Consider the following 26483-nt stretch of genomic DNA (forward strand, 5'->3'; position numbering starts at 1 on the left):
CACCGGTCGGCCTGGTCCCGGCTCATCCGGCCCTCGACGACCGCGACGAAGCAGGCCTCGATCTCTCCCAGCTCCGGCTGACCGTGGTCCACGTTCCTAGCCCCCCACGGCTGACCGTCAGCGCCAGTGGAAGCTCCAGCGCGGACCGGACGCCTGGAACGGAACGGACTGGCAGTACCCCACCTGTTCCCCGGCCACGGCCTTGACCTCCTCACCATCGCGTGGCGGCCGCGGCACCTCCAGCTCGATCCGATCGCGGGTCAACGTCAGCAACTGCGCACCGAACCGCCGATGCCAGTCGGCCAGCACCGCCGTGTGCTCGAGGCCGGACACTCCCGGCGCGCCGTCCCAGTCGAGCAGGCCGGGGATCTCCACGCCGCCCCACTCGGCCGCGATCAGGCCGATGGACGTCGCCGTCGCTTCGGCGGCGGACAAGCTCTCTGCGTTCTCTGCCCGTTCTGGTCCGTCGTGGAAGACGATGCTCATGAGCGACGCCCGCGCGAAGATCTCAGCCGCCCCACGGTGCCGCTCCCGCACCGTGCCGGCAGCCGGAAGCCGGTCCGGCAGCGTGGGGCCCTCCTGATCGATCAGGAACGGCCACAGGCCCGTTTCCGCGTGCCGCTCGCGCAGGGCCTCCCACGCTTGCCGCGCCGTGCCCGCCTCGACCGTCACGGCCAGCACCTCGGTGCCGTCCGCGAGCGTCCCCAACACCACCGCCGAGTCGGTCAAGTCCTTCATGGTGGTGACACTAGACGTTTGATCAGTCCCACCAGAAGTCCCAGCGGTGCGAATAAACCTGCTGTTCAGCCAAAGCCGCCGGTGTCTCGCCACCTTGGTCCACGAGGCAGGCGGCGCCACCCCTCCGGGGTCGTCCCCCGCTCCACCCTCATGGCAGATGACCCTAGAGTTCTCAACCCACAGTCCCTACCCTGCGCGGCATGACGGGACGCTGGAACACCTCCGTGGCCGAGCTGCTCGCCGCCCGCGTCGGCGACCACCGCAGTGCCCTGACCTGGAGTGGTCAGGACGGCGTCGTGCGGCGTGTGTCGTGGGACGAACACGTCCGGCGCAGCGCGGCGCGCGCCGCGTGGCTGGCCGGGCGGCTGGCGGCCGTGGGGGAGGGGACGGCGGAGGGCCCCCGGCACGTCGGAATCCTGATGGAGAACGTTCCGGAGTTCTCGTTCCTGCTCGGGGCGGCGGGCCTCGGCGGGTTCACCTTGGTCGGGCTCAACCCGACGCGCGGCGCGGCCGAGGTGGTGCGGGACGCCCGCCACACCGACTGCGCTCTGATCATCACCGAGACCCCGTTTCTGGCCATGGTGCGGGACAGCGGGATCCCGGTGGTCAACATCGACGCGCCGGACCAGTGGAACCCGAGATCCGCACCGGGATCGAGCGGATCGAGCCACGCCGTCTCACTGAATGCGGCCGAGACGCCGTTCATGCTCATCATGACCTCCGGGACGACGTCCGCCCCGAAGGCCGTCGTCTGCACGCAGGGCAAAGTCGCGAGCCAGGGTTCGACGTTGGCCCGGCAGCGCGGCCTGACCGCGGACGACGTCCTGTACTGCGCGATGCCGCTGTTCCACAGCAACGCCGTGATCGCCGCGTGGATCCCGGCGGTGGCGACCGGCGGGACGCTGGCGCTGCGCCGGCGGTTCTCGGCGTCCGGGTTCCTGGCCGACGTGCGCCGCTTCGGCGCCACCTACGCGAACTACGTCGGCAAACCGCTGGCCTACATCCTCGCCACCCCCGAGCGGCCCGACGACTCCGACAACACCCTGCGGCAGGTCTTCGGGAACGAGGCGGCGCCGGCCGACGTCGACCGGTTCGCGAAGCGGTTCGGGTGCGCCGTGACCGACGCCTTCGGCTCGACCGAGGGCGGGATCTCGTTCTACCGGCTGCCGTCGACACCGTCGGGCGCGCTCGGGGTGCCGGTCGGGGACGTGCGGATCGTCGACGTCGAGACCGGTGCGGAGTGCGGGGCCGGCGAGATCGGGGAGATGGTCAACTTCGCCGGAGCCGGGGCGTTCGAGGGCTACTACCGGCATCGGGAGGCCGACGAGGCGAAGCTGCGTGACGGCCGCTTCTGGTCCGGGGACCTGGCTTACCGGGACGAGCACGGGAACTTCTTCTTCGCCGGCCGGTCCGGGGACTGGATCCGGGTCGGCGGGGAGAACTTCGCGTCCGGGCCGATCGCGCGGGCGGTGGAGGAGTGGGAGGGGGCGGTGGCCGCCGCGGCGTACGGGGTGCCGGACGCGGTGGCCGGGGACCAGGTGATGGTGGCGTTGGAGGCGTCCGGAGGGGCCGGGGGGTTCGATCCGGAGGCGTTCGCGGCGTATCTGGAGTCCCGTTCCGAGCTTCCGGAGCTGTGGTGGCCCCGTTACGTACGGCTCGTCCCCGCGATGCCGCGGACGGCCACGAACAAGATCGTCGTCCGCGATCTGGTCGCCGAGGCGTGGCGCACGGCGGATCCGGTGTTCCTGCGGGACGGGCGACGCGGGCCGTACCGGGCGATGACCGACGGAGATCGTTCCGGGCTGGCACGCGAGTTCGACGAACACGGCCGAACTCCGCCCGGCCACCGTTAGATCGTTGTTACGCTGCTTCCTTTCGGGCCCGGGGAATCGTGAAGGAGCAGGTGAGTCTCGCGCATGAGCGCAGGAGGTAGTACCAAGGCGGTCGTGGCGGCGCTGGGTGCCAACATGGGGATCGCCGTGTCGAAGTTCGTGGCGTACGCCTTCACGGGGTCGGCCTCGATGCTGGCCGAGGGCGTGCACTCGGTCGCCGACTCCGGCAACCAGGTGCTGCTGCTGATCGGAGGGAAGCAGGCCAAGAAGAAGGCGGACGAGGAGCACCCGTTCGGGTACGGCCGCGAACGGTTCGTGTACGCGTTCATCGTCTCGGTGGTGCTGTTCAGCCTCGGTGGCCTGTTCGCCCTCTACGAGGGCTGGCACAAGATCACCCATCCCGAGAAGGTCGAGAGCTGGTACTGGGCCGTCGGGGTGCTGCTGTTCGCGGTCGTGATGGAGGGTCTGTCGTTCCGCACCGCCGTGCGGGAGTCCAACCACCTGCGCGAGGGCCGGTCCTGGGCCGCGTTCATCCGCCACGCCACCACCCCGGAGCTGCCGGTGGTGCTGCTGGAGGACTTCGGCGCCCTGATCGGTCTGTGCCTGGCCCTGTTCGGCGTCGGCATGGCGGTCGTCACCGACAACGGCCGCTGGGACGGCGTCGGCACCCTGGGCATCGGCGCCCTGCTGGTCTGCATCGCCATAGTGCTCGCCGTCGAGATGAAGAGCCTGCTGGTCGGCGAGGGCGCGGGCAAGCACGACGTGGCCGCCATCCGCGCCGCCGCCGTCGACGGCCACACCGTCACCGACGTGATCCACCTGCGCACCATGTACCTGGGCCCGGAGGAACTGCTGGTCGCCATGAAGATCGCGGTCGACCACGACGAGACCGCCGAGCACATCGCGAAGGCGATCGACGAGGCCGAGGCCCGCATCCGCGCCTCGGTGCCGGAGGCGCGGCTGATCTATCTGGAGCCGGACATCCGGCGGCCCGGGCCGCTGCCGGAGCCGGCGACCGGCTGAGGGCGCGAAGGCCGCGCACCGGGGAAACCGGGGCGCGGCCTTCACCGTTCTGAGAACGCGACTCTACGAACGCGACGCCCGCCACTCCGGCCTGACGTCCATCATCTTGCCGGTCTTCGCCGGATCGCGGTCGACCAGGTCGCCCAGCACGTCGTCGATCCGCTTCAGCGTCTCGGCGTCCAGCGTCACGCCGGAGGCGCCCGCGTTGTCGCGGACCTGCTCGGGGCGGGTGGCGCCGATGATCGCGGCCGAGACGCCCGGCCGGTTCAGGGTCCAGGCGACGGCGAGCTGGGCCATGGTCAGGCCGGCGTCGGCGGCGATGGGCCGCAGTTCCTGGACGCGTCGCAGGAGGGTGTCGCCGAGGACGCGGGAGATGAACTGCGGGGCGCGGCCGCCGGCGTCGGCGCGGGAGCCGGCCGGGGCGGGCTCGCCCGGGAGGTACTTGCCGGTGAGGACGCCCTGGGCCAGGGGCTGGAAGACGATCTGGCCGATGCCCTCGCGCTCGGAGAGCGGCACGACCTCCGGCTCGATCACCCGCCACAGCATGTTGTACTGCGGCTGGTTCGCCACGATGCGGCTGCGCAGGCCCAGGTCGCCGGCCAGGCGGAGGGCCTCGGCGATCTGCCCGGCCCGCCATTCGGAGACGCCGAGGTACAGGACCTTGCCGGCGCGGACCAGGTCGTCGAAGGCGATGAGGGTCTCGGCCAGGGGTGTCTCGTCGTCGAAGCGGTGGGCCTGGTACAGGTCGACGTAGTCGGTGCCCAGGCGGCGCAGGGAGGAGTGGCAGGACTCGATGACGTGCTTGCGGGACAGGCCGCGGTCGTTGCGGCCGGGGCCGGTGGGCAGGCACACCTTCGTCGCGATCTCCAGCGACTCGCGGCGCACGCCCTTCAGAGCCTGGCCGAGCACCTCCTCCGCGGCGCCCTGGGCGTAGACGTCGGCGGTGTCGAAGGTGGTGACGCCCGCGTCGAGTGCCGCCTGCACGCACGCCGCCGCCGTGTCCCGCTCCACGCCTTCGCCATGGGTGAGCCAGTTGCCGTAAATGATCTCGCTGATGAACAGGCCGCTCCGGCCGAGTGCACGATGTTCCACGCCCCGGACCCTAGCGGGGGCGGGGCGTGGAGGGGTGATCTTTTGTCAGGCGGCCGAGCCGTGGCCCACGCCGCCGAACGCCGGGATCACGAACACGCCGGTCGCCTCGGCGGTCAGGTGGCCGTCGGCGTAGCAGCGGCCCCACGCGTGGATCTTGCGGCCCTCGCGGTGGGAGAAGCCCGCTTCGTAGGTGATCTTCGTGTAGAGCGGTGTGGCTCGGCGCAGGGTGATCGTCAGCGTGCCGGTGAAGCCGAACGCCCCCGAAGCCCCTTGTGCGCAGCCGAGGATCTCGTCGAAGCACGCCGCCACCCACGCGCCGTGGACGCGCCCCGGCGGGCCCTCGTACGGCGCCGTGAAGTACGCCTCGGCACGGATCAGGTCGCCGTCGGCCCACATCCGCACCGGCGGGGACAGCGGGTTGCCCCGGCCGTTGATCGTCGACCGTTCCACCAGCAGCGCGTCGTGACGGCGCGCCTGGCTGGCGTTGACGCCGCCGACGTCCGCGCGCGGGACGCGCGGCAGGGCGGCGACGCGGTCGGCGAGCGACTCGGCCTCGGCGGCCAGAGCCTCGAAGTACGCGGCCCGCTCCGCGTCGGCCCGGGTCCGGGGGTCGCCCTCGGGCGCCGTCACCGTGTCGCCCTCGCCTTCGCCGCCGGCCTCCGCGCCGCCTTCGCCGCCGGCCTCCGCACCGGCGGCCCCTTCCCGCGCCCTCGACGCCACCGCGCGCCGATCGAACACCGCGGCGATCCCGTCCGCGTCCCCGTATCCCGCGTCCCCGCAGTCCAGCTGGAACGCCGCGTCCACCAGCCGCCGCACCTGTTCCACCAGCCGGTGCTTCGCGATCCTCGCGCCGGAGAGCCCGGCCTCGGGCTCGTCGAGCCAGGCCCTGCGGACGTCGTCGCGCCGCCCGTCGCGCTGTGCCGCTTCCGTCATGCGGATCTGACTCCCCATCAGGTTGTCTCGGTGACCATTGCATCCGACAGTAACGTGTTCTAGTTTGCCCGGGACAGTGGCGCCCACCGAAGGGACTCCCCGCGCATGCCGATCGACCCCGACAAGGCCCTGGCCGCCCCGGCGGGCACCGCCGAGCTGGCCTGGACCCCCAAAGACGTCCAGCTCTACCACCTGGGCCTGGGCGCGGGCGTCCCGGCGACCGACCCGCGCGAGCTCGCCTACGTCTACGAGAAGGACCTCAAGGTCCTCCCGTCCTTCGCGGTCGTGGCCGGCGGCGCGCTGGGTTTCTCGCTGTTCTCCAACCCGGGGCTGGACATCCAGCTGGTGAACGTCCTGCACGGCGGCCAGTCCATCACCGTGCACCGCCCGATCCCGGCCGCCGGCCAGGCCACCGCCACCAGCCGCGTCACCGACGTCTGGGACAAGGGCAAGGCCGCCGTGATCCGCACCGAGAGTGTGATCGCCGACGCCGACGGCCCGCTGTGGACCAACCACTCGCAGATCTTCGTCCGCGGCGAGGGCGGCTTCGGCGGCGAACGCGGCCCCTCGACCGTCGACACCACGCCCGACCGCGAGCCGGACCACGTCGTCGAGATCGAGACGCTGGAGCAGCTCGCCCTGATCTACCGCCTGTCCGGCGACTGGAACCCGCTGCACGCCGACCCGGCCTTCGCCGCCATGGCCGGCTTCGACCGCCCGATCCTGCACGGCCTGTGCTCCTACGGCATCACCTGCAAGGCGGCCGTCGACACGGTTCTGGACGGCGACGTGAGCCGGGTCACGGAGTACTCCACCCGATTCGCCGGGGTCTTCTTCCCGGGCGAGACGATGCGCGTGAAGATGTGGGACGACGGCGCGGGACGGGTCGACATCGTCTCCTCGTCGGCCGAGCGCGACGACGCCGTCGTCCTGGCCAACACCGTGTTGACCTACCAGAGCTAGAAACGGGTGGAGCACACCATGCGCGCAGCAGTCCTGTTCGAGACCGGCCACGAGACCCTGACCGTCCGCGACGACCTCACCGTCGACGACCCGGGCCCCGGCCAGGTGAAGATCCGTATCCGCGCCACCGGCGTGTGCCACTCGGACCTGTCGGCGATGACCGGCGTGCTGCCGCAGCCCGCACCGTTCGTGCCCGGCCACGAGGGGGCCGGCGAGGTGGTCGCGGTCGGCGAGGGCGTGAGCCGGGTGGCGGTCGGCGACCATGTCGTCGTCTGCTGGAACCCGCCCTGCGGCGAATGCGGCGACTGCCGTCGCGGCGAGGGCAACCTGTGCGTCCACATCTTCTTCGGCATGACCTTCCAGCCGCACTTCAAGCTCGACGGCAACGCCGTCTACGGCTTCGCCGGCAGCGGCACCTTCGCCGAGGAGATGGTCGTGCCGTGGCAGTGCGCCGTGAAGATCCCCGACGACGTGCCCTTCGAAGTCGGTGCTCTGATCGGCTGCGGCGTCACCACCGGCGTCGGCGCCGTGCTGAACACCGCGCGGGTCGAACCGGGCTCCTCGGTCGCGGTGATCGGCGCCGGCGGCGTCGGCATCGCCGTGATCCAGGGCGCGCGCATCGCCGGCGCGGCCGAGATCGTCGCCGTCGACCCGGTCCAGGCCAAGCACGAGGCCGCGCTGCGGTTCGGCGCCACCCGCGCCGTCCGCCCGGAGGACGCCGACGCCGCCAAGGCCGAGGTCACCGGCGGCGCGGGCTTCGACTACGTCTTCGAAGTCGTGGGCCGCTCCGCCCTCGTGCGGCAGGCCTACGCGCTCACCCGCCGCGGCGGAACCGTCACCGTGGTCGGCGCCGGCAAGAACGACGACCACGTCACCTTCGACATGTTCCAGCTCTTCTTCGACAACAAGAAGATCCTCGGCTCCTACTACGGCGGCACCGACCCGCGCCGGGAGTACGACCGCCTGATCGCGCTGTGGCGCGCCGGACGGCTCGACCTGGAGGGCATGATCACCGCCCGCCTCAAGCTCGACGACATCAACCAAGCCCTGGACCTGCTCCGCTCCGGCGCGGCGATCCGGACGATCATCGAGGTCTGATCCGACATGACGACATCCCTCACGGGCCGCGCGGCCATCGTCACCGGCGCGGGCCGCGGCCTCGGCCGCGCCGAAGCGCTCGAACTGGCCCGTCAGGGCGCCGCCGTGGTGGTCAACGACCACGACCCCGTGATCGCCGAGGAGACCGCCGCCGCCATCGTCAAGGGCGGCGGCCAGGCCGTCGCCTCGGCCGGCGACGTCTCCGACTTCGCCTACGCCGAGTCCCTCACCCGCCTCGCGATCGAGTCCTTCGGCTCGCTGGACATCCTGGTCAATAACGCCGGGATCCTGCGCGACCGCATGGTGTTCTCGATGTCCGAACAGGAATGGGACGACGTGCTGCGGGTGCACGCCAAGGGCCACTTCGCCATGACCCGGCACGCCACCGCGCACTGGCGCGACGCCTCCAAGGCCGCCGGCGGACCCGTCTACGGACGCGTCGTCAACACCTCCTCCGAGGCCTTCCTCGCCGGCGCCGCGGGCCAGGCCAACTACGCCGCCGCCAAGGCCGCGATCGTCGGCCTGACCACCGCCACCGCCAACGGCTGCGCCCGCTACGGCGTGCGCGCCAACGCGATCTGCCCGCGGGCCCGCACCAAGATGACCGAGGACGTGTTCGCCGGGTTCGAAGTGCCCACCGAAGGCATGGACCCGCTGGCCGTCGAGCACGTCGCCCCGCTGGTCGCGTACCTCGCCTCCCCGGCCGCCGACAAGGTCAACGGACAGCTGTTCGTCGTGCACGGCGGCATGGTGCTGCTGATGCAGCGGCCCGTCGTCGAACAGCGTTGGGATGCGGCCCAAGAGACCTTCACCGTCTCGGAGCTCGAAACGGGGATGAGTTCGTACTTCGAAACCAAGACTCCCGGCGAGGGATTCTCCGCCACAGAGGTGTTGTCTATGCGTCGTCAGTGAGCCCTAAGCTTTCCCCGAAGGAACGTTCACTTGGGGGGTTCGGGCATGGCCGACACACTGTGGTTCAGCAACAACCACCGCGACTACTCCGTCACCTACGGCAACGACGCCGGCTTCGAGTTCGAGTTCTACTGCCAGCGCTGCAACGACACATGGCGCAGCGGATTCGAGCCCTACCGGACCGCCCGCGCCGCCGGCTGGATCCGCCGCGCCGCGAACATGGCCTCCGGCGCGGCGTCCTCGGTGGGCTGGGACGTCGCACAGGGCGTCGACGGCCTGGTGGAGAGCGGCTGGCACAAGGCCCGCGACGCCTCGTTCAAGAAGTCGATCGAGGCGGCGGCCGAACACTTCCACCGCTGCGCCCGCTGCGCGTACTACGTGTGCGAACGCTGCTTCAACGCCGACCGGGGCCTGTGCACCTCCTGCGCGCCGGACCTGGCCTCCGAAGTCGAGTCCGCGCGGATCCACGGCCAGGTCGACGCCGCGACCTCGCGGGCGCGCGACGTCGGCGCGGCGATGGCGGCCGAGGTCGACGTCACCACCCAGAAGCAGCTGGTGTGCCTGTCCTGCGGCCACGAGACGCACGGCGCGAAGTTCTGCCCCGAATGCGGCGCGAAGCAGAACGCGCCCGGGACGTGCGGCGGCTGCGGCGTGCAGGTGCCGGCCGGATCGAAGTTCTGCCCGGAGTGCGGCGCGCCCCAGTGACACCGGACGCCGTAGGGTCGGGCGTGTGACAACAGCACTCGTGCTCATCGATCTGATGCCGCGCCTGATCGCCCTGCCCGTGGCACCCCACGGCGGCCAGGACGTGCTCGACCGGTCCCGGCGGCTGGCCGCGGCCTTCCGCGCCGCCGGGCGGCCGGTCGTGCTGATCCGCGTCGACCGGCCGAACGTCGCCGAGCAGCCGCCCGGCAGCGGCTTCGCCGACGGCCTCGTGCAGGAGGGCGACATCACGCTCGTCAAGGGCAGCATCGGCGCCTTCGCCACCACCGACCTGGAAGCCCGCCTGAAGGACCTCGGCGCCGACACCCTCGTGCTCGGCGGCCTGATGACCAACATGGGAGTGGAGTCGACGGCGCGCGTCGCCTCGGACCTGGACTTCGAGCTCGAGTTCGTCGAGGACGCGATGTCCGCGCTGACCGCCGAGGAACACGAGTTCGCGGTGCGGGTGACCTTCCCGCGCTTCGGGAAGGTCACCGAGGTCGCGGACTATCTCTGACCACGCTTCAGAGCTTGACGATCGTCTTGCCCCGCGCGCCGCCGCCCTGGATCCGTGCCACGGCCTGCGGCGCCTGTTCCAGCGGCACCTCCGCGTCCACGAACACCTTCAGCGTCCCGGCGTCGACCTCCTTGGCGAGCGCGGCCAGCACTTCGGCGGTCGGCTCCACCAGGAACGCGATCTCCTCCACCCCGGACTGCACGGACCCGTGTTCGCTCACCGCGCCGCGGGTGCTGACCGCCACGCCGCCGTCGTGGACCATCTTCTTGTTCGCCGCGAACGCCGCCTTGTCGGACGACACCAGGTCCACCAGCACGTCCACGCCCTCCGGGTACTCGTCGCGCTCCATGCGGTCCGGCACGCTCTCGGCGGTGGCGTCGATGGTCACCGCCGCCCCGAACAGGCCCATCCGCACACTCTCGTCGCCGCGCGTCACCGCCACCACGCGGACGTCGCGGGCGGAGGCCAGCTGGGTGAGGAACGTGCCGACGCCGCCCGCCGCGCCGATCAGCAGCAGGCTCTCCCCGCCGCGGACCTTGGCGCGCTCCAGGATGCCCAGGGCGGTGGCCCCGGCGGTGGGCAGCGCGGCGGAGGTCTTGAGCTCGACGGCGTCCGGGGCCGCGGCGACCGGGCCGGTCTCGTCGACGACCACGTATTCGGCGTAGGTGCCCTGGGCACGGCCGAACACCGCGTCGCCGACGGCGTAGCGGGAGACGCCGGCGCCGAGGGCCTCGACGCGGCCCGCGAAGTCCACGCCCATCACGAGGGGCAGGGGCGGCTTCCCGTAGACGCCGGCGGCGATGATCGAGTCCACCGGGTTGATCCCGGCCGCCTCCACGCGCACCAGCAGCTGCCCCGGCCCCGGGGTGGGCTTGGGCACGTCGAGCAGCTCGGGCGTGGTCCCGTACTCCTTCACACCGACCGCGCGCATCTGACGCCTCCCTCGCGAAGTGAACCTGTGAGACGAATCTGCGGCCTGAGGCGCCTTCTCGCACGCCGGATCGGTCAATCGGGGAAGCACGGCGCCGGGCCGGTAGCCTAGCGGCCATGCCCGAGCCCCAGAGCGCCCCCGCGCCCACCCTCCGCGACGTCGTCACGCTCCTGGAACGCGTCTACGACCCGGCGTGGGCCGAGCCGTGGGACGCGGTCGGACTGGTGTGCGGCGACCCGGACGAACCGGTGCGGACCGTGGCCTTCGCCGTCGACCCGGTGGCCGCCGTCGTGGACGAGGCGATCGAGCGCGGGGCCGACCTGCTGGTGACCCACCATCCGCTGTTCCTGCGCGGCGTGCACGGGGTGCCGGCCACCGACTTCAAGGGGCGGCTGGTCCACAAGCTGATCCGGGGCGGGGTGGCGCTGTTCACCGCGCACACCAACGCCGACTCCGCCGACCCCGGGGTGTCCGACGCGTTCGCGCAGGCCCTGGGCGTGCGGGACCTGGTGCCGCTGGACGCCCGCGCCGGGAACCCGGAGCTGGGCATCGGACGGGTCGGCGAGCTGCCCGAGGCCGAACCGCTGGCGGCCTTCGCCCGCCGGGTGGCCGCCGCGCTGCCGGCGACCTCCGGCGGGGTCCGGGTGGCCGGGGACCTGGAGCGGCCGGTACGCCGGATCGCGGTCTGCGGCGGGGCCGGCGACACGTTCTTCGGCGCGGCGCGCAAGGCCGGCGCCGACGTCTACGTCACCGCCGACCTGCGCCACCACCCGGCTTCCGAGGCACTGGAGGCGGGCGGACCGGCGCTGGTGGACGTGGCGCACTGGGCCAGTGAGTGGCCGTGGCTGGAGCACGCCGCCGGCACATTGCGTTCCACGCTCGGGGCTGCCGGTACTAACGTGGAGACGTACGTTTCCACGCTGGTCACCGATCCGTGGACCGCGCACGTGGCGGCCGGCTGAGCGCCGGCGACAAGTCAAGAGAGTCATAGAGAGAGGCACTGCCCTGAACGCGAACCCCGCCGACCAGCTCCGGCTGCTGGACCTGCAAGGCCTGGACGTCCGGCTGGCCCAGCTGGCGCACAAGCGGCGCACCCTGCCGGAGCTGGCCGAGGCCGAGAAGGTGGACCAGCGCCTCGCCGACCTGCGCGACGTCCTGATCGCCGCCGAGACCGCCCAGGGCGACGTGGCGCGCGAGCAGAAGAAGGCCGAGGCGGACGTCGAACAGGTGGTGAACCGCGCCGCCCGGGACCGGCAGCTGCTGGAGTCCGGCCGCGGCTCGGCCAAGGACCTGGAGAACCTGCAGCACGAGCTGGAAACCCTGGCCCGCCGCCAGTCCGACCTGGAGGACGTGGTGCTGGAGGTCATGGAGCGGATGGAGACCGCCCAGGCGCGGGTCGCCGAGATGACCGCCCAGCGGGACGAGGCGCAGGCCCGCCGGGACGCGATCGGCGCCGCCATCACCGCCGCCACCGACGGCATCGACGCCGAGGCCGCCAAGCTCACCGGCGAGCGCGCCACCGTCGCCGGCACCATCCCCGAGGACCTGCTGGCCCTGTACGAGCGGGTCCGTGCGGCCCACGCCGGCGTGGGTGCGGCGGCGATCCGCCAGCGCCGCTGCGAGGGCTGCCGGCTGGAGCTGGACATCAGCGAGGTGAACGCGATCAAGGCGGCCCCGGCCGACCAGGTCGTGCGGCACGAGGAGTGCGGCCGCATCCTGGTGCGCGTCCCCGACTCCGGCCTGTAGGCGCCGGTGGCGCGCACGTTCGTCGTCGAGGCCGACGGGGCCTCCCGCGGCAACCCCGGCCCGGCCTCGTACGGCGCGCTCGTCGCCGACGCCGCCACCGGCGAGGTCCTGGTCGAACTGGCCGAGGGCCTGGGCGTGGTGACCAACAACGTCGCCGAGTACCGCGGCCTGATCGCCGGCCTGCGCGCCGCCTACGCCCTCGACCCCGACGCCGAGGTCGAGGTCCGCATGGACTCCAAGCTCGCGGTGCAGCAGATGAGCGGGCTCTGGCAGATCAAGCACCCCGCCATCCGCCCCCTGGCCGCGGAGGCGCGCACCGCCTTCCCGCGGGCCGGCGCGGTGCGCTACACGTGGGTGCCGCGGGCGCAGAACAAGAGGGCTGACGCGCTCGGGAACCTGGCGCTGGACGATCCGGCGGCGGCCGCGGCGAAGATGGCCGAGGCCGAGACGATGATCGCGGCTTTCCGGGCGGCACGGGAGCGCGGCTCCGTGAACGGGCTGGACACCCTGCCGAGCGCTGAAAACCCTGCTCAAGGGCAGGACGGCACAGCTTCCGTTGCCAGCTCCGGTGTCGTCACCGCCGTACTCGGGCCTGGACCCGGACCCGCGGTCGCCCCCGGACCCGCGGTCGCTCCTGGACCCGCAGCCGCTCCTGGACCCGCGGCCGCACCCACCCCCGCAGCCATGGCCGCCCCCGCCCCGCCAGCCTGGTCCCCGGCGCCCGACCTCGGCCCGCCGACCACGCTCATCCTCCTGCGCCACGGCGCCACTCCGCTCACCGCCGAGAAGCGCTTCTCCGGCGCCGGCGATCCGGACCTGGCCGACGCCGGGCGCGCGCAGGCCGCCGCCGTCGCCCGCCGGCTGGCCGCGCGGGGCGGCATCGACGCCGTCGTCGCCTCGCCCCTGGCCCGCACCCGTCAGACCGCGCAGGCGGCCGCCGACGCGCTCGGCCTCCCGGTCGAGATCGCCGAGGGCTTCCGGGAGACCGACTTCGGGCTCTGGGACGGCCACACATTCGCTGAAGTGCGCGAACGCTGGCCCGAAGAGCTCCAGGCGTGGCTGGCGTCCCCATCGGCGCAACCCCCTGGGGGCGAATCGTTCGACGCCGTCGCGACGCGTGTGCAGGCGGCCCGGGATCAGGTGCTCAAGCGCTTCGCGCGCCGCACCGTGCTCGTCGTGTCGCACGTCACGCCGATCAAAACCCTGATCCGAGACGCGCTGGGTGCGCCGCCCGAGGCGTTGTACGCGATGGAGCTGTCGGCGGCGTCGCTGTCGGTCGTGACTTACTACGGCGACGGCCGTAGCTCGCTGCGGCTGTTCAACGACACCGCGCATTTGACCTTTTAGGCGCAGGTCCCCGGCGATCTTCCGGGGTATCCCTCGCGTGCCGGTGATCGTGGATAGACTCCCGGCTCATGGAACGGATGGGGCCGGGGAACGCAAGGCACGACGACGAAGGACGGAACCCGGCCGGACGGACGGTCGCCGCCGCCCGGGCCGCGGCGGTGACCGCCGCCGCGGCCGTCCTGCTCGCCGGCTGCTCGGTCACGGTGCAGCCGAAGAACGCCGCCGCGGCCCGCACCCTGGCCCCCAGCACCCCCTCGGCCTCCGCCGCGACGCCCGCCACACCGAGCGCGGACCCGACGCCCACCCCGGACAAGCCGGCCAGCACCCCGTCCGTGGGCAAGGACGTCGACCACACCGCCTGCACCGCCGTCCGCCAGGCGCTCCTGACGGCGCAGCAGAAGGTCGAGACGGACAAGGACTCCCCGAGGCGGATGGGCCAGGACTACAAGACCGCCGCGACCGCCCTGCGGACCCAGGCCACGAAGACGAAGAACTCCGAGCTGAAGTCGACGCTGGAGACGCTCGGCACGGCCTACTCGGCGCTCGGCACCGACACCACCGCGCACGCCTCCACCGAGGCGGACCAGAAGAAGGTCGCGGAGGCCTCCAAGCCGCTGGACACGCTCTGTGGAGCTAAGAGCTGAGAGCAGAGCGCGCGTCGGCTCGCCAACGCTCAGCCGAAGGGTGCTCTTCCCTCTCCCTCAGGCCACTGAGTCGACCACCACGTCGATCGTCCACGCCGTCCCCGGCTTGGCCGGCGCCGCGGTCTCGGTGCGGAATCCCAGGTCCTGCAACGCCACCGCCAGTTCCTTCGGCGTGTCGGCCGCCACGTCGCCGACCAGCAGCGCCCGCGCCAGACGGCCCTTGGTCGCCTTGTTGAAGTGGCTCACGACGCTGCGCTTCGGGACGCCGTCCACCAGGCGCTCGTGCAGCACCCGGACCGTCGCCGCACGGTCCGCGACGTCCGCCGGCACCCGCCACATCGCCGCGTACGCCGACGAGCGCAGGTCCACCACCAGCCCGTTCGCGACGACCGGGGCGAGCGCCGGCGTCAGTGCCTGCCGCCAGAGCTTCGCCACCGAGCCGGCCTTGGGCAGCGTCACGCCGCCCGAGCAGCGGTACGCCGGGATCGCGTCGGTCGGCCGCACCACGCCCCACAGGCCGGAGAACGTCAGGACCCGGGCCTCGGCGCGGGCGTACGCCTCCGGGGCGTCGTGGCGCAGGCCCGGCAGGTCGAGGGCGTCGTAGAGGACGCCGGTGTAGCGGTCGGCGGCGGGCAGCGTCGGGGCGGTGGCCAGATCGCGGTTCGCCTCCAGCTCGGCCGCCTGGTTCGGCGACAGGCCGAGCACGGTCAGCGCGGTGGCCGCGCGGCCCTTGGCCAGCCGGCCCAGCTCCGCCATGAGGGCTTTGCGGGGCTTGGCCAGCTCGGGGAACGCCAGCGCGGCCAGGTCGACCGCGGGGCCGGAGCCGTCGGCGGCCTTGCCCTCGGAGGGCGGGAGCAGGATCAGCACGGCGATCATTCTGGCGCATGGCGGCCGGGACTTGCGCGGCGACAGTTAACGACATATCGTTGAAGTATCGAAGACGTAGTTCGGACAGTCGTCCAGTGAGGGGGAGGCGATCATGATCGCAGGCGAGACGCTGGTCGTGAAGTACCGGTTCCGCAGCCGTGCCGAGCGCGGTCCACGGACCGCACGCGAGATCGAACAGGACATCCGGCGCCGCGAGCGGGAGCTCCGGTCGCGGTGCGGACGGGCTCCGGGTGGCGAACGGGCGGCCTATCTGGCGGTGTCGCCGCTGGACGGCGCGTCATATCGTTGAGAGGCGACGACAGTCGCCGGTGAGTGGAACTGGAGGCGGCGATGACCGACGAGCGGAACGACCGCGACGAGCAGGAAGACCAGGATGAGGGCGGCACGCTCGCGCACGAGCTGCGTGAGCAGGTGCGGGCGCTTCAGGAGGAGAGCCGCCGCATCCAGCGAGAGGCCGCTGAGCGGGAGCGGGAACTGAAGGAGCGCCTCCAGCGCGAGGCCCGTGAGCGCGAGCAGGACTTCGCCAGGGGCCGGCGCGACGAGCGCGGAGAGCGGAGCGAGCGTCGCGACCGGGGCGACCGGAGCGAGCGGGGCGACCGTCGCGGCTCCGGCCGCGGCCGCGGCGGCCACGGCTGGGCGATGGGCCCGATGGGCCCCGGGCCGATGCCCCCGATGCCCCCTCTCCCGCCGCTGCCGCCGATCCCCGGGGCCGGCGGGACGTTCACGCCGTTCGACGTGCTCGGCGGCTTCGGCGCGATGTTCGGCGGCGGGCCCGGGCCCGGCGGGCGGCTCTGGCACGGCGGACGCGGCCGCGCCGGCCGCGGAGACGTGCGCATAACGGTCCTCATCCTGCTCGACGAGGGGCCGGCCAACGGCTATCAGCTGATGCAGGAGATCGAGAAGCGCACCAACGGCGGCTGGAAGCCCAGCTCCGGGTCGATCTACCCGGCGCTTCAGCAGTTGGAGGACGAGGGGATCGTCCGGACCACGGAGGGGGAGGGGCGCAAGATGTTCGCGCTCACCGAACAAGGCCGGCAATACGTGCACGAGCACCGGGCGGAGTGGACCGCGCCCTGGGAAGGCGTCGAGGAGGACGAGGGGGCCACCGAGGAGGCCGCCAAGATCCGGGACGTCATCGCCCAGCTGGCGATGGCCTACATGCAGGTGATCCAGGTCGGGACCGAGAGCCAGCGGAGCGAGGCCTCGCGGGTGCTGGTCGGAGCGCGCCAGGCGCTGTACCGCATCCTCGCCGGCGACTCCTCAGAGGGTTGACAGCCGAACCGGGGGTGGCGTGGGACACCGCGTTCCACCCCCGGGTAAGCCACCCCCGACGCCGCGTGATGATGATCGCAGGACACGTGTAATCGCGGCCCCGGCCCCGTAGGGTGCTGGCATGCCGCAAAGAGTGCTCACCGTCGAGGCCGCCGTACCGGCCGCCGACCTGGTCGCCGGGTTCGACGCGATCCGCGCCGAGCTGCAGCTGCCCGGCACCTACCCGCCGGAGGCGCTGGCCGAGGCGGAAGCCGCCGTGAAGGCGCCGCGCCTGCCCGGGCTCGACGCCACCGACCTGCCGCTGGTCACTCTGGACCCGGCCAGCTCGATGGACCTGGACCAGGCCATGTACCTGGAGAAGCGCGGGGGCGGCGGCTACCGCGTGCACTACGCCATCGCCGACGTCGCGGCGTACGTGACCCCCGGCAGCGCGCTGGACCTGGAGACGCACCGGCGCGGCGAGACGTACTACATGCCGGACATGCGCATCCCGCTGCACCCGGAGGTCCTTTCCGAGGGCGCGGCCTCGCTGCTGCCCGGCCAGGAGCGACCCGCGCTGCTGTGGCGCATAGACCTGGACTCCTCGGGCGAGACGACCGACGTCGAGGTGCGGCGCGCGCGGGTCCGCAGCCGGGCCAAGCTCGACTACGCCGGGACGCAGGCCGCACTGGACGCGGGCACCGCCGACCCGGTGATCGAGCTGCTCCGCGAGATCGGCACGCTGCGTCAGGAGCGCGAGGCCGACCGCGGCGGGATAAGCCTGAACGTGCCGGCGCAGGCCGTGGTCGCGCACGGCGACAGTTGGGCGCTGGAGTACCAGACGCCGCTGCCGGTCGAGAACTGGAACGCACAGATCTCGCTGCTCACCGGCATGGCCGCGGCCAGCCTGATGGTCTACGGCGAGATCGGGCTGCTCCGCACCATGCCCGAGCCGCCGCCGCTGGCGTACCACCGGCTGCGCCGCGTCGCGCGCGCCCTGCGGATCCGCTGGTCCGACGGCGTCACCTACAGCGAGCTGATCCGCACCCTGGACCCGGCGGTCCCCGCCCACGCGGCGTTCCTCCAGGAGACCACGACTCTGATGCGCGGGGCCGGCTACACCGCGTTCGACGGCGGCGTTCCGGAGCAGGCCGGGCACTCGGCGGTGGCGAACACCTACGCGCACGTCACCGCCCCGCTGCGGCGCCTGGCCGACCGCTACGCCGGCGAAGTGTGCGTGGCGCTGTGCGCGGGCGTCGACGTGCCGGAGTGGACCCGCTCGGAGCTGCCGAAGCTGCCGGCGGTGATGGAGGGCGCCGACCGCCGCGGCAACTCGGTGGACCGCGAGTGCGTGGACCTGGTCGAGACGATGCTGTTGAAGGACCGAGTCGGCGACGAGTTCGACGCCGTGGTCATCGACCTGAACGAGCGGATCGACTGGGACCGCAACGGCAAGCCGGACGTGGGCGTGGTGCAGCTGGCGCAGCCGGCGGTGCGCGCCCGCTGCGACGGCCACGACCTGCCGCTGGGCCGCGAGATCCAGGTGCGGCTGGTCGACGCGGACCTGAAGACGCGGCGGATACTGTTCGAGGCTACGGACCCGAAGTACACGGTGCGGGACCGGCCGGTGAAGAACCCGCCGCCGGTGGTGGTGGAGACGGCGCCAGCGGTCGAGACAGCCCCGGTGGTGGAGACGACCCCGGCTTCCCCTTCCCAGGATGCTGATGCCTGAGCCCGAGCGAGTCCTGCGGTTCCGGGAGGCGTCCGAGGCGGTCGAGGCGATCGGCTGGCGCTACCTGCTCGGCGAGCTGCGGACCACGGTCGTGGTCGGCTCACTGGCACGGGGAGCGCAGGCCGCGGGGATCGCGGTCGAGGCGTGCGGTGACGACGCCGACCGGCATCTGCGGTTCGACGTCCGGCCCGACCGGGTCGTGCTCGCGCTTCAGTCGGCTGACGCCGTCCAGGTCACGGACGCCGACACGGCGTTGGCGGCCCGTATCTCGCAGGCGTTGGGCCCGGCCGGGTTCGTGACGGATCCCGACGTCGGCAGCGCGGACCCGCGCGTGCGGTCGCTGCAACTCGTGGAGATCGCCGTGGACGCGATCGACATCCCCGCGGTCCGCCCGTTCTGGAAGGCCGTCTTCGCCTACGTCGACGAACCGGGCAAGGACGGCCCGACGGACGCCCTGGTCGACCCCCTCCGCCAGGGACCGGCGATCTGGTTCCAGCAGATGGACGCCCCACGACCGCAGCGCAACCGCATCCACTTCGACGTCAGCGTCCCCCACGACGAGGCCCGAAGGCGGGTCGCGGCCGCCGTGGCAGCCGGGGGACGGGTGATCTACGACGGCCGCGCACCGGCGTTCTGGGTACTGGCCGACCCGGAGGGCAACGAGGTGTGCGTCACGACGTGGCAGGGGCGGCAGGACGACTAGGAACTGTTCGGGGTTCGGATCATGTGGTTGAGGTGAGGAGTTTCAGCCACATGATCGAGCCTCGGAGGTGGAGTCCGGCCTCGTAGCTTTCCGGGGACTTGTCGTAGCGGGTGGCCAGGCCCCGCCACGTCTTCTCCGGCGGCGGGGCTGCTCAGGATTTGTCTCGAAGTCGGGTGCGAGCTTGTGACAAGATCGCGGGATGCTGCGACTCACCGATTTCATTGTCGACTGCCCGGACACGATGAAGCTGGCGGCGTTCTACTCAGAGGTGACGGGCCGTCCGGTCAAGGAGGGCAGCTCCGAGGAGTGGGCTGGCATCCAGTTCGGCGAGATCGAGCTGGCATTCATCCGGGTCGACGACTACCGTGCCCCGCAGTGGCCTGACATCGAGCACCCCAAACAGTTCCACCTCGACTTCGAAGTGGACGAGATCGAGTCTGAGCAGCGCCGCGTCCTCGACCTCGGCGCGACACTGAAGCAGGACTTCATCGGCCCCAACGGATACGGCTGGCAGATCTACACCGACCCAATCGGCCACCCCTTCTGCCTGTGCCGCAACAAGGGCGTCATCTGGACCGACCAGGGCCCGATCTGGCCCAAGCGCGGCTAGACGGCTTGGATGAGGGCCGTTGCCGGCTGTCGGATCCGGTCGTTTGATGGTTCATGGCCTGGTCGACGGCCTTGCCGATGGCGTCGGTGCTGGTCTGGACGCATTGCGGGTAGTCCTGGTCCTTGTCAGCGGAGATCGGTTCCCAGGTCACGACCGGTGTGCAATCTGTGTTGCCCAGCCGTGCGGCCTGCCGGAAGAATCCCGGGCCGTGACTCCTCTCGTATATCACGTGACGTTCGACTGCTCCGACCCGTACACGCTCGCGTCCTTCCGGGCCCAGGTCTTCGGGACCACGGCTCACCCCGAAGCCAGCCGGGCGACGGCGAGGCCTTGGTCCTCATGCCCGAGGGCAACTCAGTCTTCGAGCAACGGCGCGCGATCAGGAGTGGGGTGGCGTCCTTCGCGGTAAGGCCGTCGGGGCATATCGCGTCATCCCTGATCCGTGCCGGGCCTCGGGGGGACGGCAGCGGCGATCTGTCGTGCCCAGGCCTCTATCTCAGGCCAGTTCCGATAGTCACCGTACCTGCCGCCGATCGCTTTGAAGAGCACACGGCCGGTTCCGGGTAGATGGCCCGGCGCGATCACGCCGGAGAACAGACGGTGGGCGACGGGCCTGATCACTCCTTCGAACTGTGCCAGAAGCTTGGGTTCCTCCGCCGTGGCGAACTGGCTCAGCGGCCATCGCAGCGCACCCGGCATTCCCACGCTGAACAGCCACACGGGGCGGCGCGCCAGTGCTTCGGCGTGTTCGTGGATGAAGTCCTGTGCCGCGGGGAGCCATTTCTGGTCGTGGACGGCGCTGCCGAGGACGAACGCGTCGTAACCTACGGGGGCATCGACTGAACTGAAGGACCGGACCTCGGCCTGCAGGCCTTGCCCGGCGAGCACGCTGCCGATGCGCTCGGCCAGGCCTCGGGTGGATCCGTGGTCGCTCGCGTACGCCACCAGCACACGCATCACAGGCCTCCTCAGGGCTTTGTCCCGTCGCTGCCCGCAGGCGCCGGTGCGACGGCCACCGGGCATTCGGCGTGGTGCAGCACCGCGGCGGCGACCGGTCCGATGCGCATACCGGGGTGGTCGTGGCTGTGCCGGCGCGCGCCCACCACCAACAGGTCCGCGTACTGGGACTCGGCGACGAGCAGGCCTGCCGGTGAGGCGGTCGCGGCGTGGTGGGAGGAGGCCACTTCGGGGTGGCGTGCGCCGGTCTTCTGGACGAGCGCGGCCAAGCGGTCATCGCAGGCTGCGATGATGGTCTGGGCGGCTTCGCCGAGGGCGGCGGTGCCCAGCGTGGCGTCGAGGATCAACGGTGCGTCCTGATCCCACGCGTAGGCCGCGACGAGGTCGGCGTGGTGCAGGGATGCCTCGTCGAATGCGAAGTCCAGGACTGTTTCGGCGGCGGGGCCGTCGATGTCGACGGCGGCCACGACGCGTCCGCGCGGTCCGTGCTCACCGCCGCGGACCACGACGACCGGGCAGCGTGCGGCGCCGAGCGTTCGCATCGACACCGACCCCAGCAGCAGGCCGGTGAACCCGCCACGGCCCCGGTTGCCGACCACGATCAGGTCGGCGTTCTCGCCGGCTTCGGCGAGCATCCGGGCGTGCAGCCCGGCCTCGGCCCCGGACCGCACGGCCAGGTCGGGGAATCGCGAACGGACGTGTTCCACGCCGATTTCAGCGATCCGGAGTCCCGCGTCTTCGTACACCTGTTGCAGCGCCGCGGGCGGGATCAGCGCGGCGCCGCGCCTGGTGAAGTGGTAGCCGTGGAAGACCACCAGCGTCGCGCCCCGCAGCTCGGCTTCCCGGGCCGCGAACATCAGGGACTGCTCGCTGGGCTCGGACTGGTCGTATCCGACGATGACAGTGCCGCTCACGCTGCGTCTTCCATCCGTCGCCTCAGGGAGGAGGACACCCCGCTTCCATGATGGCCGCAGTGGTCCGAGCGCGCTCGTCGGGAACGCTCGTCGGGAACGCCCCTCGGGGTCCGCACGGCCCCAGCTGTCCGTTCATGCCAGGTCTGGGCGTCATGCCAGGTCTGTGCGCCAGGCCGGCCGTGGCCACCGCGGCAAGCCTTACCGGGGCTTGAGCCGCTACTGGCCTCAGCACCTGCGCGCCTCCCTGCCGGCGCTCTGATGCCCCGTGTTCCGCTGCATCGCGCTGGCTTTCGTCGCCTTGGTGACGGTGTCGCTGGCGGTGGACGCGGCGACTGCGCCGCCGTCCGCGACGCGTCCGGGTCATTGGTCACCTCGACCGTATGCGGCACGGCGACCGATCCGGTCGCGCGGGCCCCGGCCGGCGGATCGGGCTGGTGCCTGCCCGCAAGGTCGTGGTGCGTGCCGAGGGTGACATCACCGTCGCCGAGGCATCGGACCCGCAGATCATGGTCGGACGCACCGGGCAGGCCGGCCTGGCGCCGGTCGCCGACCAAGCCGCAGCGCGGCTCGCAGCGGCGCTGGACGCCCTCGGCGCGAGGGGCCGCGCCGCTGCGGCAGGTAACTCCTGGGGTATCTGTGACTTACCCCCGGGGGGGTATGCCTACGCTCGTCGAGCGATACCCGCGCGGGGGTATCCGAAGGGAGCGGGCGGTCATGACGGTCATCGACAGCGCGGCACGTGAGCCGCGTGCGGACGGCGGCGCAGCCGCCCCCGATCGGCACAGGACGGGCCTGCTCGGCCGCCTCGGCTCAGTTCTTGCGTGGCAACTCGACCAGCGGCCCGCGTACCATTCGTTCGCACGTGCGGCGTGGCTCAATGCGGCCGAACCGTCCGACGACCCGTCCCATCAGGTCCCTGAACAACCCTTCGGCAGGTCCAGACTTTAAGGTGTGGCCGGCGGGCACCGCAGCGTTCTTCGTTGTCTTCACAAATCACGATGGATAGCGGTGGCCGTCGCGTCAGCCACACCAGCAACGAAAGTCAGCTGGAGTACCTAGAACACCTGGACGCCGGCAGCGGAGTTGGACAGCCACTGCGACCACGACAGCGTGTAGTCAGCGTAGCCGTTGGACTGGCTCACCTTGTGGTTGGTGCCGTTGATCGTCACCGGGTCTCCGACTTGGACTATGTTCCACAGATACGCCGCGTCGGCCTCCGAGAGGTGGACGCAGCCGTGCGAGATGTTCGCCTTACCCAGCGAGTTGTCCCACCACGCCGAGTGGATGAAGGTGCCGCTGTCGGTGAGTTGCAGGTCGTGGTACGTCTGGAGGTCGTACCAGCCGGGCCCGCCCTTGGTGCACTGGAGGCCGATGGCGCACGAGGTCATCTCGATGTGCGGGACCATGTCCATGATGGCCATCGTGCCGCCGTAGGTGGCATCGCCCGGCTCGCCCGTGCCGCTGGCCAACTTCTTGATCAACGTGCCGTTCTCGTAGACGCTCATCATGTGCGTCGTCGCATCGACGACGATCTCGTGGTCGTCACCGATGGAGAAGTCCAGCGTGCGGCTGGTCGAGCCGAACTGGACGGAGACCTTGGTACCGGCCGGCCAGAAGCCCTGCGGGCGGAAGTCGACCGTGGTCGAGTCGACCCAGGACCACGCGCCGTCGACGTGCGGCGTCGTCGTGACCTTCATCGCCCTCTCGATCGCAGCGCGGTTCGTTGACGCCACCGCGGAGCCGAAGTTGACGCGGACTGGCATCGCGACGCCGACCTTGGAGCCGTTGTCCGGTGTCACCGAGGATATAGAGGGCAGCGCGACCGTCGATGTCTCGGTGGCCGGAAATGCCGAACTTGCCGGCAGGGATGTTCCTGCGAGCCTTCGGGGTATGTGGCACTTTACACACCCAAGAAGCCCAGGTCAGCGCTACGGGGCTGTCGAATACGTGTTGCCCAGCCGACTCGTGAACCGAGAGAATCGCGCCATGACTTCTCTCGTACGTCACGTCACCTTCGACTGCGCTGACCCGTACAAGCTGGCCTCTTTCTGGGCCGAGGTCTTCGGGACGACGCTTCATCCCGAGGATCAGCCCGGGGACGGCGAGGTCGGGCTCGTCGGTTCCGATCTGCTGTTCATCCAGGTCCCCGAGTCGAAGGCAGTCAAGAACCGCGTCCACGTGGACCTTCAGCCTCAGGACCGTACCCGGGATGAGGAAGTCGAGCGGCTTCTGGCCCTGGGCGCCACCCTGTTTGCGGACCACCGCAACCCTGACGGCACGGGATGGGCTGTCCTGCTGGACCCGGAAGGCAACGAGTTCTGCGTGGAGCGGAGCCGCGCGGAGCGCGAGCAGAGCTAGGACGAGGTGTCGAGTGTGACAAACTGCGAATGACCGCGAGGCCGTAGGACACCGGATGGTTGAAAATGTAGGTCGTCGCTCACCTTCCGTGCACGTTCGGGTGGTTTGCTCTTCGTGACGTTCTCGGCGCTCTTCGGTCGGACTGTCACTTCGTGTAGCGGGCGACGACGGGAGTTGGGTGCTCTCCCAGGACGAGGACGTTGAGGTCCGCGCTCTTCGGCGGAGAGGCTAGTCGATCATGGCGATCGCGCGTCATCTGAACCGCGATCCCCGGACGATCAAGGCGTACCTGACCGGTGAGCGAGCGCTGGGGTATCGACGCCGGCCGGTCGGCGCGTTCCTGCCGTTCTTGGAGTTCTGCCGCCTCCGGCTGAACGACGACCCGCACCTGTGGTCGTCGGACTCGCCGCCGAGCCGGAATCCGGGCTGTTCACCATCCCGCGTCCGCTCGTCGGCGGCTGAACCGCGTCACTGTCGGACGGAGCGGAACGGCTTGAAACGAACTGCTGGCGCGGGATACTAGTCCCGCTTGGAGTCCCTCGCGCCGAACAGTGTGATGGCCGCCATCGCCACGAGGAACACCAGCCCGGCGCACAGGGCCGCGCCGTGGTCGTGGGGTGGGCGGGCTGGCCAGACCCAGGGGGTGCGAAGGCCGGGTGCACGCAGACCGGGATCGCGGCGCCGGTGCACACCGGGTGATAAACGATCGGCTGGTCCTCGGCTGACTGATGCAGGGCGGGGACGCTCATCATGCCGGTGGCTGTCGCCTGGGCGGTACCGGCCAGATGGACGGCGGTGCCGGTCAGCGCCAGGCCGGCGACGGCTGCCAGGGCCGCGATGACGCGCAGCCGCGGGCCGCCGGCGACCGCGGGCAGGCCCATCAGGCCCAGCAGGACCACCGTGATGCCGATTAGGAACATCACCTGGACGATCGACAGGTCCGGCGAGTCGGGATAGAAGAGCCCGAGGTCCGGAAAGAGCGTCACGGTTTGGGACTCCGCGTTCGTCGGCGACAGCAGGGCATACGAACTGCGGTTGCTGACGGCGACCGACCGGCTCCCCACCTCGACGAGGAGCAGGGCGATGATCGCAATCACCGGGGCGGCGAACCGGCCGGGAAAGAACACCCCCGCGACGAACCCGAGTGCGCACAGCACGATCACGCTCGCCGCCCCGACCACGAGCGGCCACCAAGGGACGGTCCCGAAGGGATGACGTCCCGCGATCGCGCTGTAGAGCGCAGCCACGCAGACCGCGTAGCCGAGCAGGGCCCAGCCGATCGTCGCGGACAGGGAGGCCAACAGGGTCACCCACCGCGGCCGGGAGGTGATGGTCACCATGTCGAGCATGTCGCGCCGGCTGTCGCGCGACCCCGACCACGCGGCGGCTCCGGCGATGAACGGCGCGAAGTCGAACAGCAGATGCCGTTGGAAGATGTAGCCGCGGGTGCCCCACACGTTCGGGGTCGCCATCGCGGTCTGATAAGTGTCGAACCAGAACATGGCCACCACCAGCGGCAGCAGCAGGAGCATCGCGTTGCGTCGCGCTTCCAGACGCACCAGCCGCCCCGGCGCCACGAAGACGGCGCGCGGCGCCCGCGGCGCGGTGTCGACGGCGGTCATGCGCGCGCCGCCTGGATGACCGCGGTGTAGCCGCGCTCCAGCGGCGCGTCGCCGACGCCGCGGTCGCCGCCGCGGGCGATCAGCTCCTCCGGCGTGCCGTGAAAGATGATCTTCCGCTTGTTCATCAGCGCGACCTCGGCGCACGCGGCGCCGACGTCCTCGACCAGGTGTGTGCTGACCACGACGGTGGCGCTGCGGCCAGGTCCCGCATCAGGTCCCGGAACTCGACCCGCTGCTCGGGGTCCAGGCCCGCGGTCGGCTCGTCGAACAGCAGCAGCTCCGGGCTGTTCACGATGGCCTGCGCGATTCCGACACGCCGCAGCATGCCGCCGGACAGGGTCTTCAGCTTGGCCCGGGCCTTGTCGCCCAGGTCCACCCGCTCCACCGCTGACGCCACCGCGGCCGGGAGTGTGGTCGCGGTGGTCGCGCATGTGGTCGGTGGCTGCGGCGATGTTGGTCCAGCCGGTCAGCTTGAGTAGGGCGATGGCCAGGTTGTGCAGGCTGGCCAGGATGCGGGGGGTGGTGCCGGTGCGGACCCGGCTGGCGTCTTCGGCGAAGGTGACGTCGCGGATGTGGTGCAAGGCCTCGATGCCCCAGTGGTCGTGGGCGGCCTGAGCCAGCTGGTCCCGGGCCGGCTTGTTGTGGGGTCAGGTCGGTGATGCGGTCTGAGCCGACGGCTTGGTGGGGTTCGCACTGGCGATCGTCGGCCGCGCATTGGACGGTCATGCCAGATCCGTGATCGCGGTATCCGCTTCACCGAAGTGCACCCCGCTACATCTCGGGATACAACTCCGTGCCGCTCTTGAGCGGGGGCTTCCGCTCTGTACGGGCATCCCAGACCGGGCGTAACCTGCGCTCAGGACTGAAATTACGGGGGGTCGAGATGGTCCAGGGTCTTTCACGCAGAAAGCTCCCGCGCTGGCTGTTGCTCCTCAAGACATGGGGAGTGCCCACCGGCTTCATCTGCGCG

At 71.3% G+C, this 26483-nt stretch carries 26 protein-coding genes and 1 pseudogene; 17 read left to right on the plus strand and 10 right to left on the minus strand.

The window, feature by feature from the left end; all coding sequences use genetic code 11:
- Positions 1 to 117: 117 nt before the first annotated feature.
- Positions 118 to 738, minus strand: a complete 621-nt coding sequence (locus tag ABD466_RS21995) for a DUF4253 domain-containing protein (protein WP_344659014.1) — start codon at positions 736 to 738, stop codon at positions 118 to 120.
- Positions 739 to 938: 200 nt separating this feature from the next.
- On the opposite strand from ABD466_RS21995, the gene ABD466_RS22000 reads away from it, so the two are divergent.
- Together ABD466_RS22000 and ABD466_RS22005 are read left to right on the plus strand one after the other, a co-directional pair.
- Complete coding sequence (locus ABD466_RS22000) at positions 939 to 2591, plus strand: AMP-binding protein (RefSeq protein WP_344659015.1); 1653 nt, start codon at positions 939 to 941, stop codon at positions 2589 to 2591.
- Between the two features lie 63 nt (positions 2592 to 2654).
- A complete protein-coding gene (locus ABD466_RS22005) occupies positions 2655 to 3593 on the plus strand; it encodes a cation diffusion facilitator family transporter (protein WP_344659016.1) in 939 nt (312 codons plus the stop codon).
- A gap of 63 nt (positions 3594 to 3656) precedes the next feature.
- On the opposite strand, the gene ABD466_RS22010 is transcribed toward ABD466_RS22005, so the two are convergent.
- Together ABD466_RS22010 and ABD466_RS22015 are read right to left on the minus strand one after the other, a co-directional pair.
- Complete coding sequence (locus tag ABD466_RS22010) at positions 3657 to 4685, minus strand: aldo/keto reductase family protein (protein WP_344659017.1); 1029 nt, start codon at positions 4683 to 4685, stop codon at positions 3657 to 3659.
- A 45-nt stretch (positions 4686 to 4730) separates the two neighbouring features.
- Positions 4731 to 5618, minus strand: coding sequence for a hotdog family protein (locus ABD466_RS22015; protein WP_344659018.1), 888 nt, complete (start codon positions 5616 to 5618; stop codon positions 4731 to 4733).
- Between the two features lie 105 nt (positions 5619 to 5723).
- Between ABD466_RS22015 and ABD466_RS22020 the strand changes: the two genes are divergently transcribed.
- The 5 genes from ABD466_RS22020 to ABD466_RS22040 are packed head-to-tail and all read left to right on the plus strand — an operon-like array spanning position 5724 to position 9810.
- On the plus strand, positions 5724 to 6581 hold the full coding sequence (locus ABD466_RS22020; RefSeq protein WP_344659019.1) for a MaoC/PaaZ C-terminal domain-containing protein: 858 nt from the start codon (positions 5724 to 5726) through the stop codon (positions 6579 to 6581).
- Between the two features lie 18 nt (positions 6582 to 6599).
- A complete protein-coding gene (locus ABD466_RS22025) occupies positions 6600 to 7679 on the plus strand; it encodes a Zn-dependent alcohol dehydrogenase (RefSeq protein WP_344659020.1) in 1080 nt (359 codons plus the stop codon).
- A 6-nt stretch (positions 7680 to 7685) separates the two neighbouring features.
- Positions 7686 to 8591, plus strand: a complete 906-nt coding sequence (locus tag ABD466_RS22030; RefSeq protein WP_344659021.1) for a 3-oxoacyl-ACP reductase — start codon at positions 7686 to 7688, stop codon at positions 8589 to 8591.
- Between the two features lie 45 nt (positions 8592 to 8636).
- Positions 8637 to 9296 carry a zinc ribbon domain-containing protein gene (locus tag ABD466_RS22035; RefSeq protein WP_344659022.1) on the plus strand — a complete coding sequence of 220 codons (660 nt, stop codon included), beginning with the start codon at positions 8637 to 8639 and terminating at the stop codon, positions 9294 to 9296.
- A gap of 25 nt (positions 9297 to 9321) precedes the next feature.
- A complete protein-coding gene (locus ABD466_RS22040) occupies positions 9322 to 9810 on the plus strand; it encodes an isochorismatase family protein (protein ID WP_344659023.1) in 489 nt (162 codons plus the stop codon).
- Between the two features lie 7 nt (positions 9811 to 9817).
- Here ABD466_RS22040 and ABD466_RS22045 read toward each other — a convergent pair whose 3' ends face one another.
- A complete protein-coding gene (locus tag ABD466_RS22045) occupies positions 9818 to 10741 on the minus strand; it encodes an NADP-dependent oxidoreductase (RefSeq protein ID WP_344659024.1) in 924 nt (307 codons plus the stop codon).
- A gap of 116 nt (positions 10742 to 10857) precedes the next feature.
- Between ABD466_RS22045 and ABD466_RS22050 the strand changes: the two genes are divergently transcribed.
- The 4 genes from ABD466_RS22050 (at position 10858) to ABD466_RS22065 (ending at position 14478) form a co-directional block, all read left to right on the plus strand.
- Complete coding sequence (locus tag ABD466_RS22050; RefSeq protein WP_344659025.1) at positions 10858 to 11703, plus strand: Nif3-like dinuclear metal center hexameric protein; 846 nt, start codon at positions 10858 to 10860, stop codon at positions 11701 to 11703.
- A 103-nt stretch (positions 11704 to 11806) separates the two neighbouring features.
- The gene (locus tag ABD466_RS22055; protein WP_425558704.1) at positions 11807 to 12487 is read left to right on the plus strand and encodes a zinc ribbon domain-containing protein; all 681 of its coding nucleotides are present in this window, start codon (positions 11807 to 11809) and stop codon (positions 12485 to 12487) included.
- Positions 12488 to 12493: 6 nt separating this feature from the next.
- The gene (locus tag ABD466_RS22060; RefSeq protein ID WP_344659027.1) at positions 12494 to 13834 is read left to right on the plus strand and encodes a bifunctional RNase H/acid phosphatase; all 1341 of its coding nucleotides are present in this window, start codon (positions 12494 to 12496) and stop codon (positions 13832 to 13834) included.
- Positions 13835 to 13902: 68 nt separating this feature from the next.
- The gene (locus ABD466_RS22065; protein WP_344659028.1) at positions 13903 to 14478 is read left to right on the plus strand and encodes a hypothetical protein; all 576 of its coding nucleotides are present in this window, start codon (positions 13903 to 13905) and stop codon (positions 14476 to 14478) included.
- Between the two features lie 57 nt (positions 14479 to 14535).
- On the opposite strand, the gene yaaA is transcribed toward ABD466_RS22065, so the two are convergent.
- The gene (yaaA, locus tag ABD466_RS22070) at positions 14536 to 15345 is read right to left on the minus strand and encodes a peroxide stress protein YaaA (RefSeq protein ID WP_344659029.1); all 810 of its coding nucleotides are present in this window, start codon (positions 15343 to 15345) and stop codon (positions 14536 to 14538) included.
- A gap of 112 nt (positions 15346 to 15457) precedes the next feature.
- On the opposite strand from yaaA, the gene ABD466_RS22075 reads away from it, so the two are divergent.
- The 5 genes from ABD466_RS22075 (at position 15458) to ABD466_RS22100 (ending at position 19662) form a co-directional block, all read left to right on the plus strand.
- A complete protein-coding gene (locus tag ABD466_RS22075) occupies positions 15458 to 15655 on the plus strand; it encodes a hypothetical protein (RefSeq protein WP_344659030.1) in 198 nt (65 codons plus the stop codon).
- A 41-nt stretch (positions 15656 to 15696) separates the two neighbouring features.
- A complete protein-coding gene (locus tag ABD466_RS22080) occupies positions 15697 to 16638 on the plus strand; it encodes a PadR family transcriptional regulator (protein WP_344659031.1) in 942 nt (313 codons plus the stop codon).
- Positions 16639 to 16759: 121 nt separating this feature from the next.
- The gene (locus ABD466_RS22085) at positions 16760 to 18349 is read left to right on the plus strand and encodes an RNB domain-containing ribonuclease (RefSeq protein WP_344659032.1); all 1590 of its coding nucleotides are present in this window, start codon (positions 16760 to 16762) and stop codon (positions 18347 to 18349) included.
- Positions 18342 to 19052 (plus strand): VOC family protein, encoded by a 711-nt coding sequence (locus ABD466_RS22090; protein WP_344659033.1) that lies wholly within the window; start codon positions 18342 to 18344, stop codon positions 19050 to 19052. Before ABD466_RS22085 ends, ABD466_RS22090 begins: the two co-directional genes overlap by 8 nt.
- Before the next feature lie 199 nt (positions 19053 to 19251).
- Complete coding sequence (locus tag ABD466_RS22100; protein WP_344659034.1) at positions 19252 to 19662, plus strand: VOC family protein; 411 nt, start codon at positions 19252 to 19254, stop codon at positions 19660 to 19662.
- A 429-nt stretch (positions 19663 to 20091) separates the two neighbouring features.
- Here ABD466_RS22100 and ABD466_RS22105 read toward each other — a convergent pair whose 3' ends face one another.
- The 3 genes from ABD466_RS22105 to ABD466_RS22115 form a co-directional block, all read right to left on the minus strand.
- Positions 20092 to 20619, minus strand: a complete 528-nt coding sequence (locus tag ABD466_RS22105; protein ID WP_344659035.1) for a flavodoxin domain-containing protein — start codon at positions 20617 to 20619, stop codon at positions 20092 to 20094.
- Positions 20620 to 20630: 11 nt separating this feature from the next.
- Positions 20631 to 21533, minus strand: a complete 903-nt coding sequence (locus ABD466_RS22110; RefSeq protein ID WP_344659036.1) for a universal stress protein — start codon at positions 21531 to 21533, stop codon at positions 20631 to 20633.
- A gap of 1055 nt (positions 21534 to 22588) precedes the next feature.
- Positions 22589 to 23332 carry a L,D-transpeptidase gene (locus tag ABD466_RS22115; protein WP_344659037.1) on the minus strand — a complete coding sequence of 248 codons (744 nt, stop codon included), beginning with the start codon at positions 23330 to 23332 and terminating at the stop codon, positions 22589 to 22591.
- A 187-nt stretch (positions 23333 to 23519) separates the two neighbouring features.
- Between ABD466_RS22115 and ABD466_RS22120 the strand changes: the two genes are divergently transcribed.
- On the plus strand, positions 23520 to 23891 hold the full coding sequence (locus ABD466_RS22120; RefSeq protein WP_344659038.1) for a VOC family protein: 372 nt from the start codon (positions 23520 to 23522) through the stop codon (positions 23889 to 23891).
- Positions 23892 to 24169: 278 nt separating this feature from the next.
- On the opposite strand, the gene ABD466_RS22125 is transcribed toward ABD466_RS22120, so the two are convergent.
- Together ABD466_RS22125 and ABD466_RS22130 are read right to left on the minus strand one after the other, a co-directional pair.
- Positions 24170 to 25513 (minus strand): hypothetical protein, encoded by a 1344-nt coding sequence (locus ABD466_RS22125; RefSeq protein ID WP_344659039.1) that lies wholly within the window; start codon positions 25511 to 25513, stop codon positions 24170 to 24172.
- Positions 25510 to 25931: pseudogene (locus tag ABD466_RS22130) on the minus strand (ATP-binding cassette domain-containing protein); the annotation flags it as partial. The gene ABD466_RS22125 and the pseudogene ABD466_RS22130, both read right to left, overlap by 4 nt.
- Between the last annotated feature and the right edge of the window lie 552 nt (positions 25932 to 26483).

The organism is Catenulispora subtropica (assembly GCF_039531675.1).
In the GTDB taxonomy this organism is placed as follows: Bacteria; Actinomycetota; Actinomycetes; order Streptomycetales; family Catenulisporaceae; genus Catenulispora; species Catenulispora subtropica.

What these genes read in the sequence shown, in the direction of transcription:
- ABD466_RS21995 (WP_344659014.1), bottom strand. Translation starts at nt 738, where the DNA reads ATGAAGGACTTGACCGACTCGGCGGTGGTGTTGGGGACGCTCGCGGAC.
- ABD466_RS22000 (WP_344659015.1), top strand. Translation starts at nt 939, where the DNA reads ATGACGGGACGCTGGAACACCTCCGTGGCCGAGCTGCTCGCCGCCCGC.
- ABD466_RS22005 (WP_344659016.1), top strand. Translation starts at nt 2,655, where the DNA reads ATGAGCGCAGGAGGTAGTACCAAGGCGGTCGTGGCGGCGCTGGGTGCC.
- ABD466_RS22015 (WP_344659018.1), bottom strand. Translation starts at nt 5,618, where the DNA reads ATGACGGAAGCGGCACAGCGCGACGGGCGGCGCGACGACGTCCGCAGG.
- ABD466_RS22020 (WP_344659019.1), top strand. Translation starts at nt 5,724, where the DNA reads ATGCCGATCGACCCCGACAAGGCCCTGGCCGCCCCGGCGGGCACCGCC.
- ABD466_RS22025 (WP_344659020.1), top strand. Translation starts at nt 6,600, where the DNA reads ATGCGCGCAGCAGTCCTGTTCGAGACCGGCCACGAGACCCTGACCGTC.
- ABD466_RS22030 (WP_344659021.1), top strand. Translation starts at nt 7,686, where the DNA reads ATGACGACATCCCTCACGGGCCGCGCGGCCATCGTCACCGGCGCGGGC.
- ABD466_RS22035 (WP_344659022.1), top strand. Translation starts at nt 8,637, where the DNA reads ATGGCCGACACACTGTGGTTCAGCAACAACCACCGCGACTACTCCGTC.
- ABD466_RS22045 (WP_344659024.1), bottom strand. Translation starts at nt 10,741, where the DNA reads ATGCGCGCGGTCGGTGTGAAGGAGTACGGGACCACGCCCGAGCTGCTC.
- ABD466_RS22050 (WP_344659025.1), top strand. Translation starts at nt 10,858, where the DNA reads ATGCCCGAGCCCCAGAGCGCCCCCGCGCCCACCCTCCGCGACGTCGTC.
- ABD466_RS22065 (WP_344659028.1), top strand. Translation starts at nt 13,903, where the DNA reads ATGGAACGGATGGGGCCGGGGAACGCAAGGCACGACGACGAAGGACGG.
- ABD466_RS22075 (WP_344659030.1), top strand. Translation starts at nt 15,458, where the DNA reads ATGATCGCAGGCGAGACGCTGGTCGTGAAGTACCGGTTCCGCAGCCGT.
- ABD466_RS22080 (WP_344659031.1), top strand. Translation starts at nt 15,697, where the DNA reads ATGACCGACGAGCGGAACGACCGCGACGAGCAGGAAGACCAGGATGAG.
- ABD466_RS22085 (WP_344659032.1), top strand. Translation starts at nt 16,760, where the DNA reads ATGCCGCAAAGAGTGCTCACCGTCGAGGCCGCCGTACCGGCCGCCGAC.
- ABD466_RS22090 (WP_344659033.1), top strand. Translation starts at nt 18,342, where the DNA reads ATGCCTGAGCCCGAGCGAGTCCTGCGGTTCCGGGAGGCGTCCGAGGCG.
- ABD466_RS22100 (WP_344659034.1), top strand. Translation starts at nt 19,252, where the DNA reads ATGCTGCGACTCACCGATTTCATTGTCGACTGCCCGGACACGATGAAG.
- ABD466_RS22105 (WP_344659035.1), bottom strand. Translation starts at nt 20,619, where the DNA reads ATGCGTGTGCTGGTGGCGTACGCGAGCGACCACGGATCCACCCGAGGC.
- ABD466_RS22120 (WP_344659038.1), top strand. Translation starts at nt 23,520, where the DNA reads ATGACTTCTCTCGTACGTCACGTCACCTTCGACTGCGCTGACCCGTAC.
- ABD466_RS22125 (WP_344659039.1), bottom strand. Translation starts at nt 25,513, where the DNA reads ATGACCGCCGTCGACACCGCGCCGCGGGCGCCGCGCGCCGTCTTCGTG.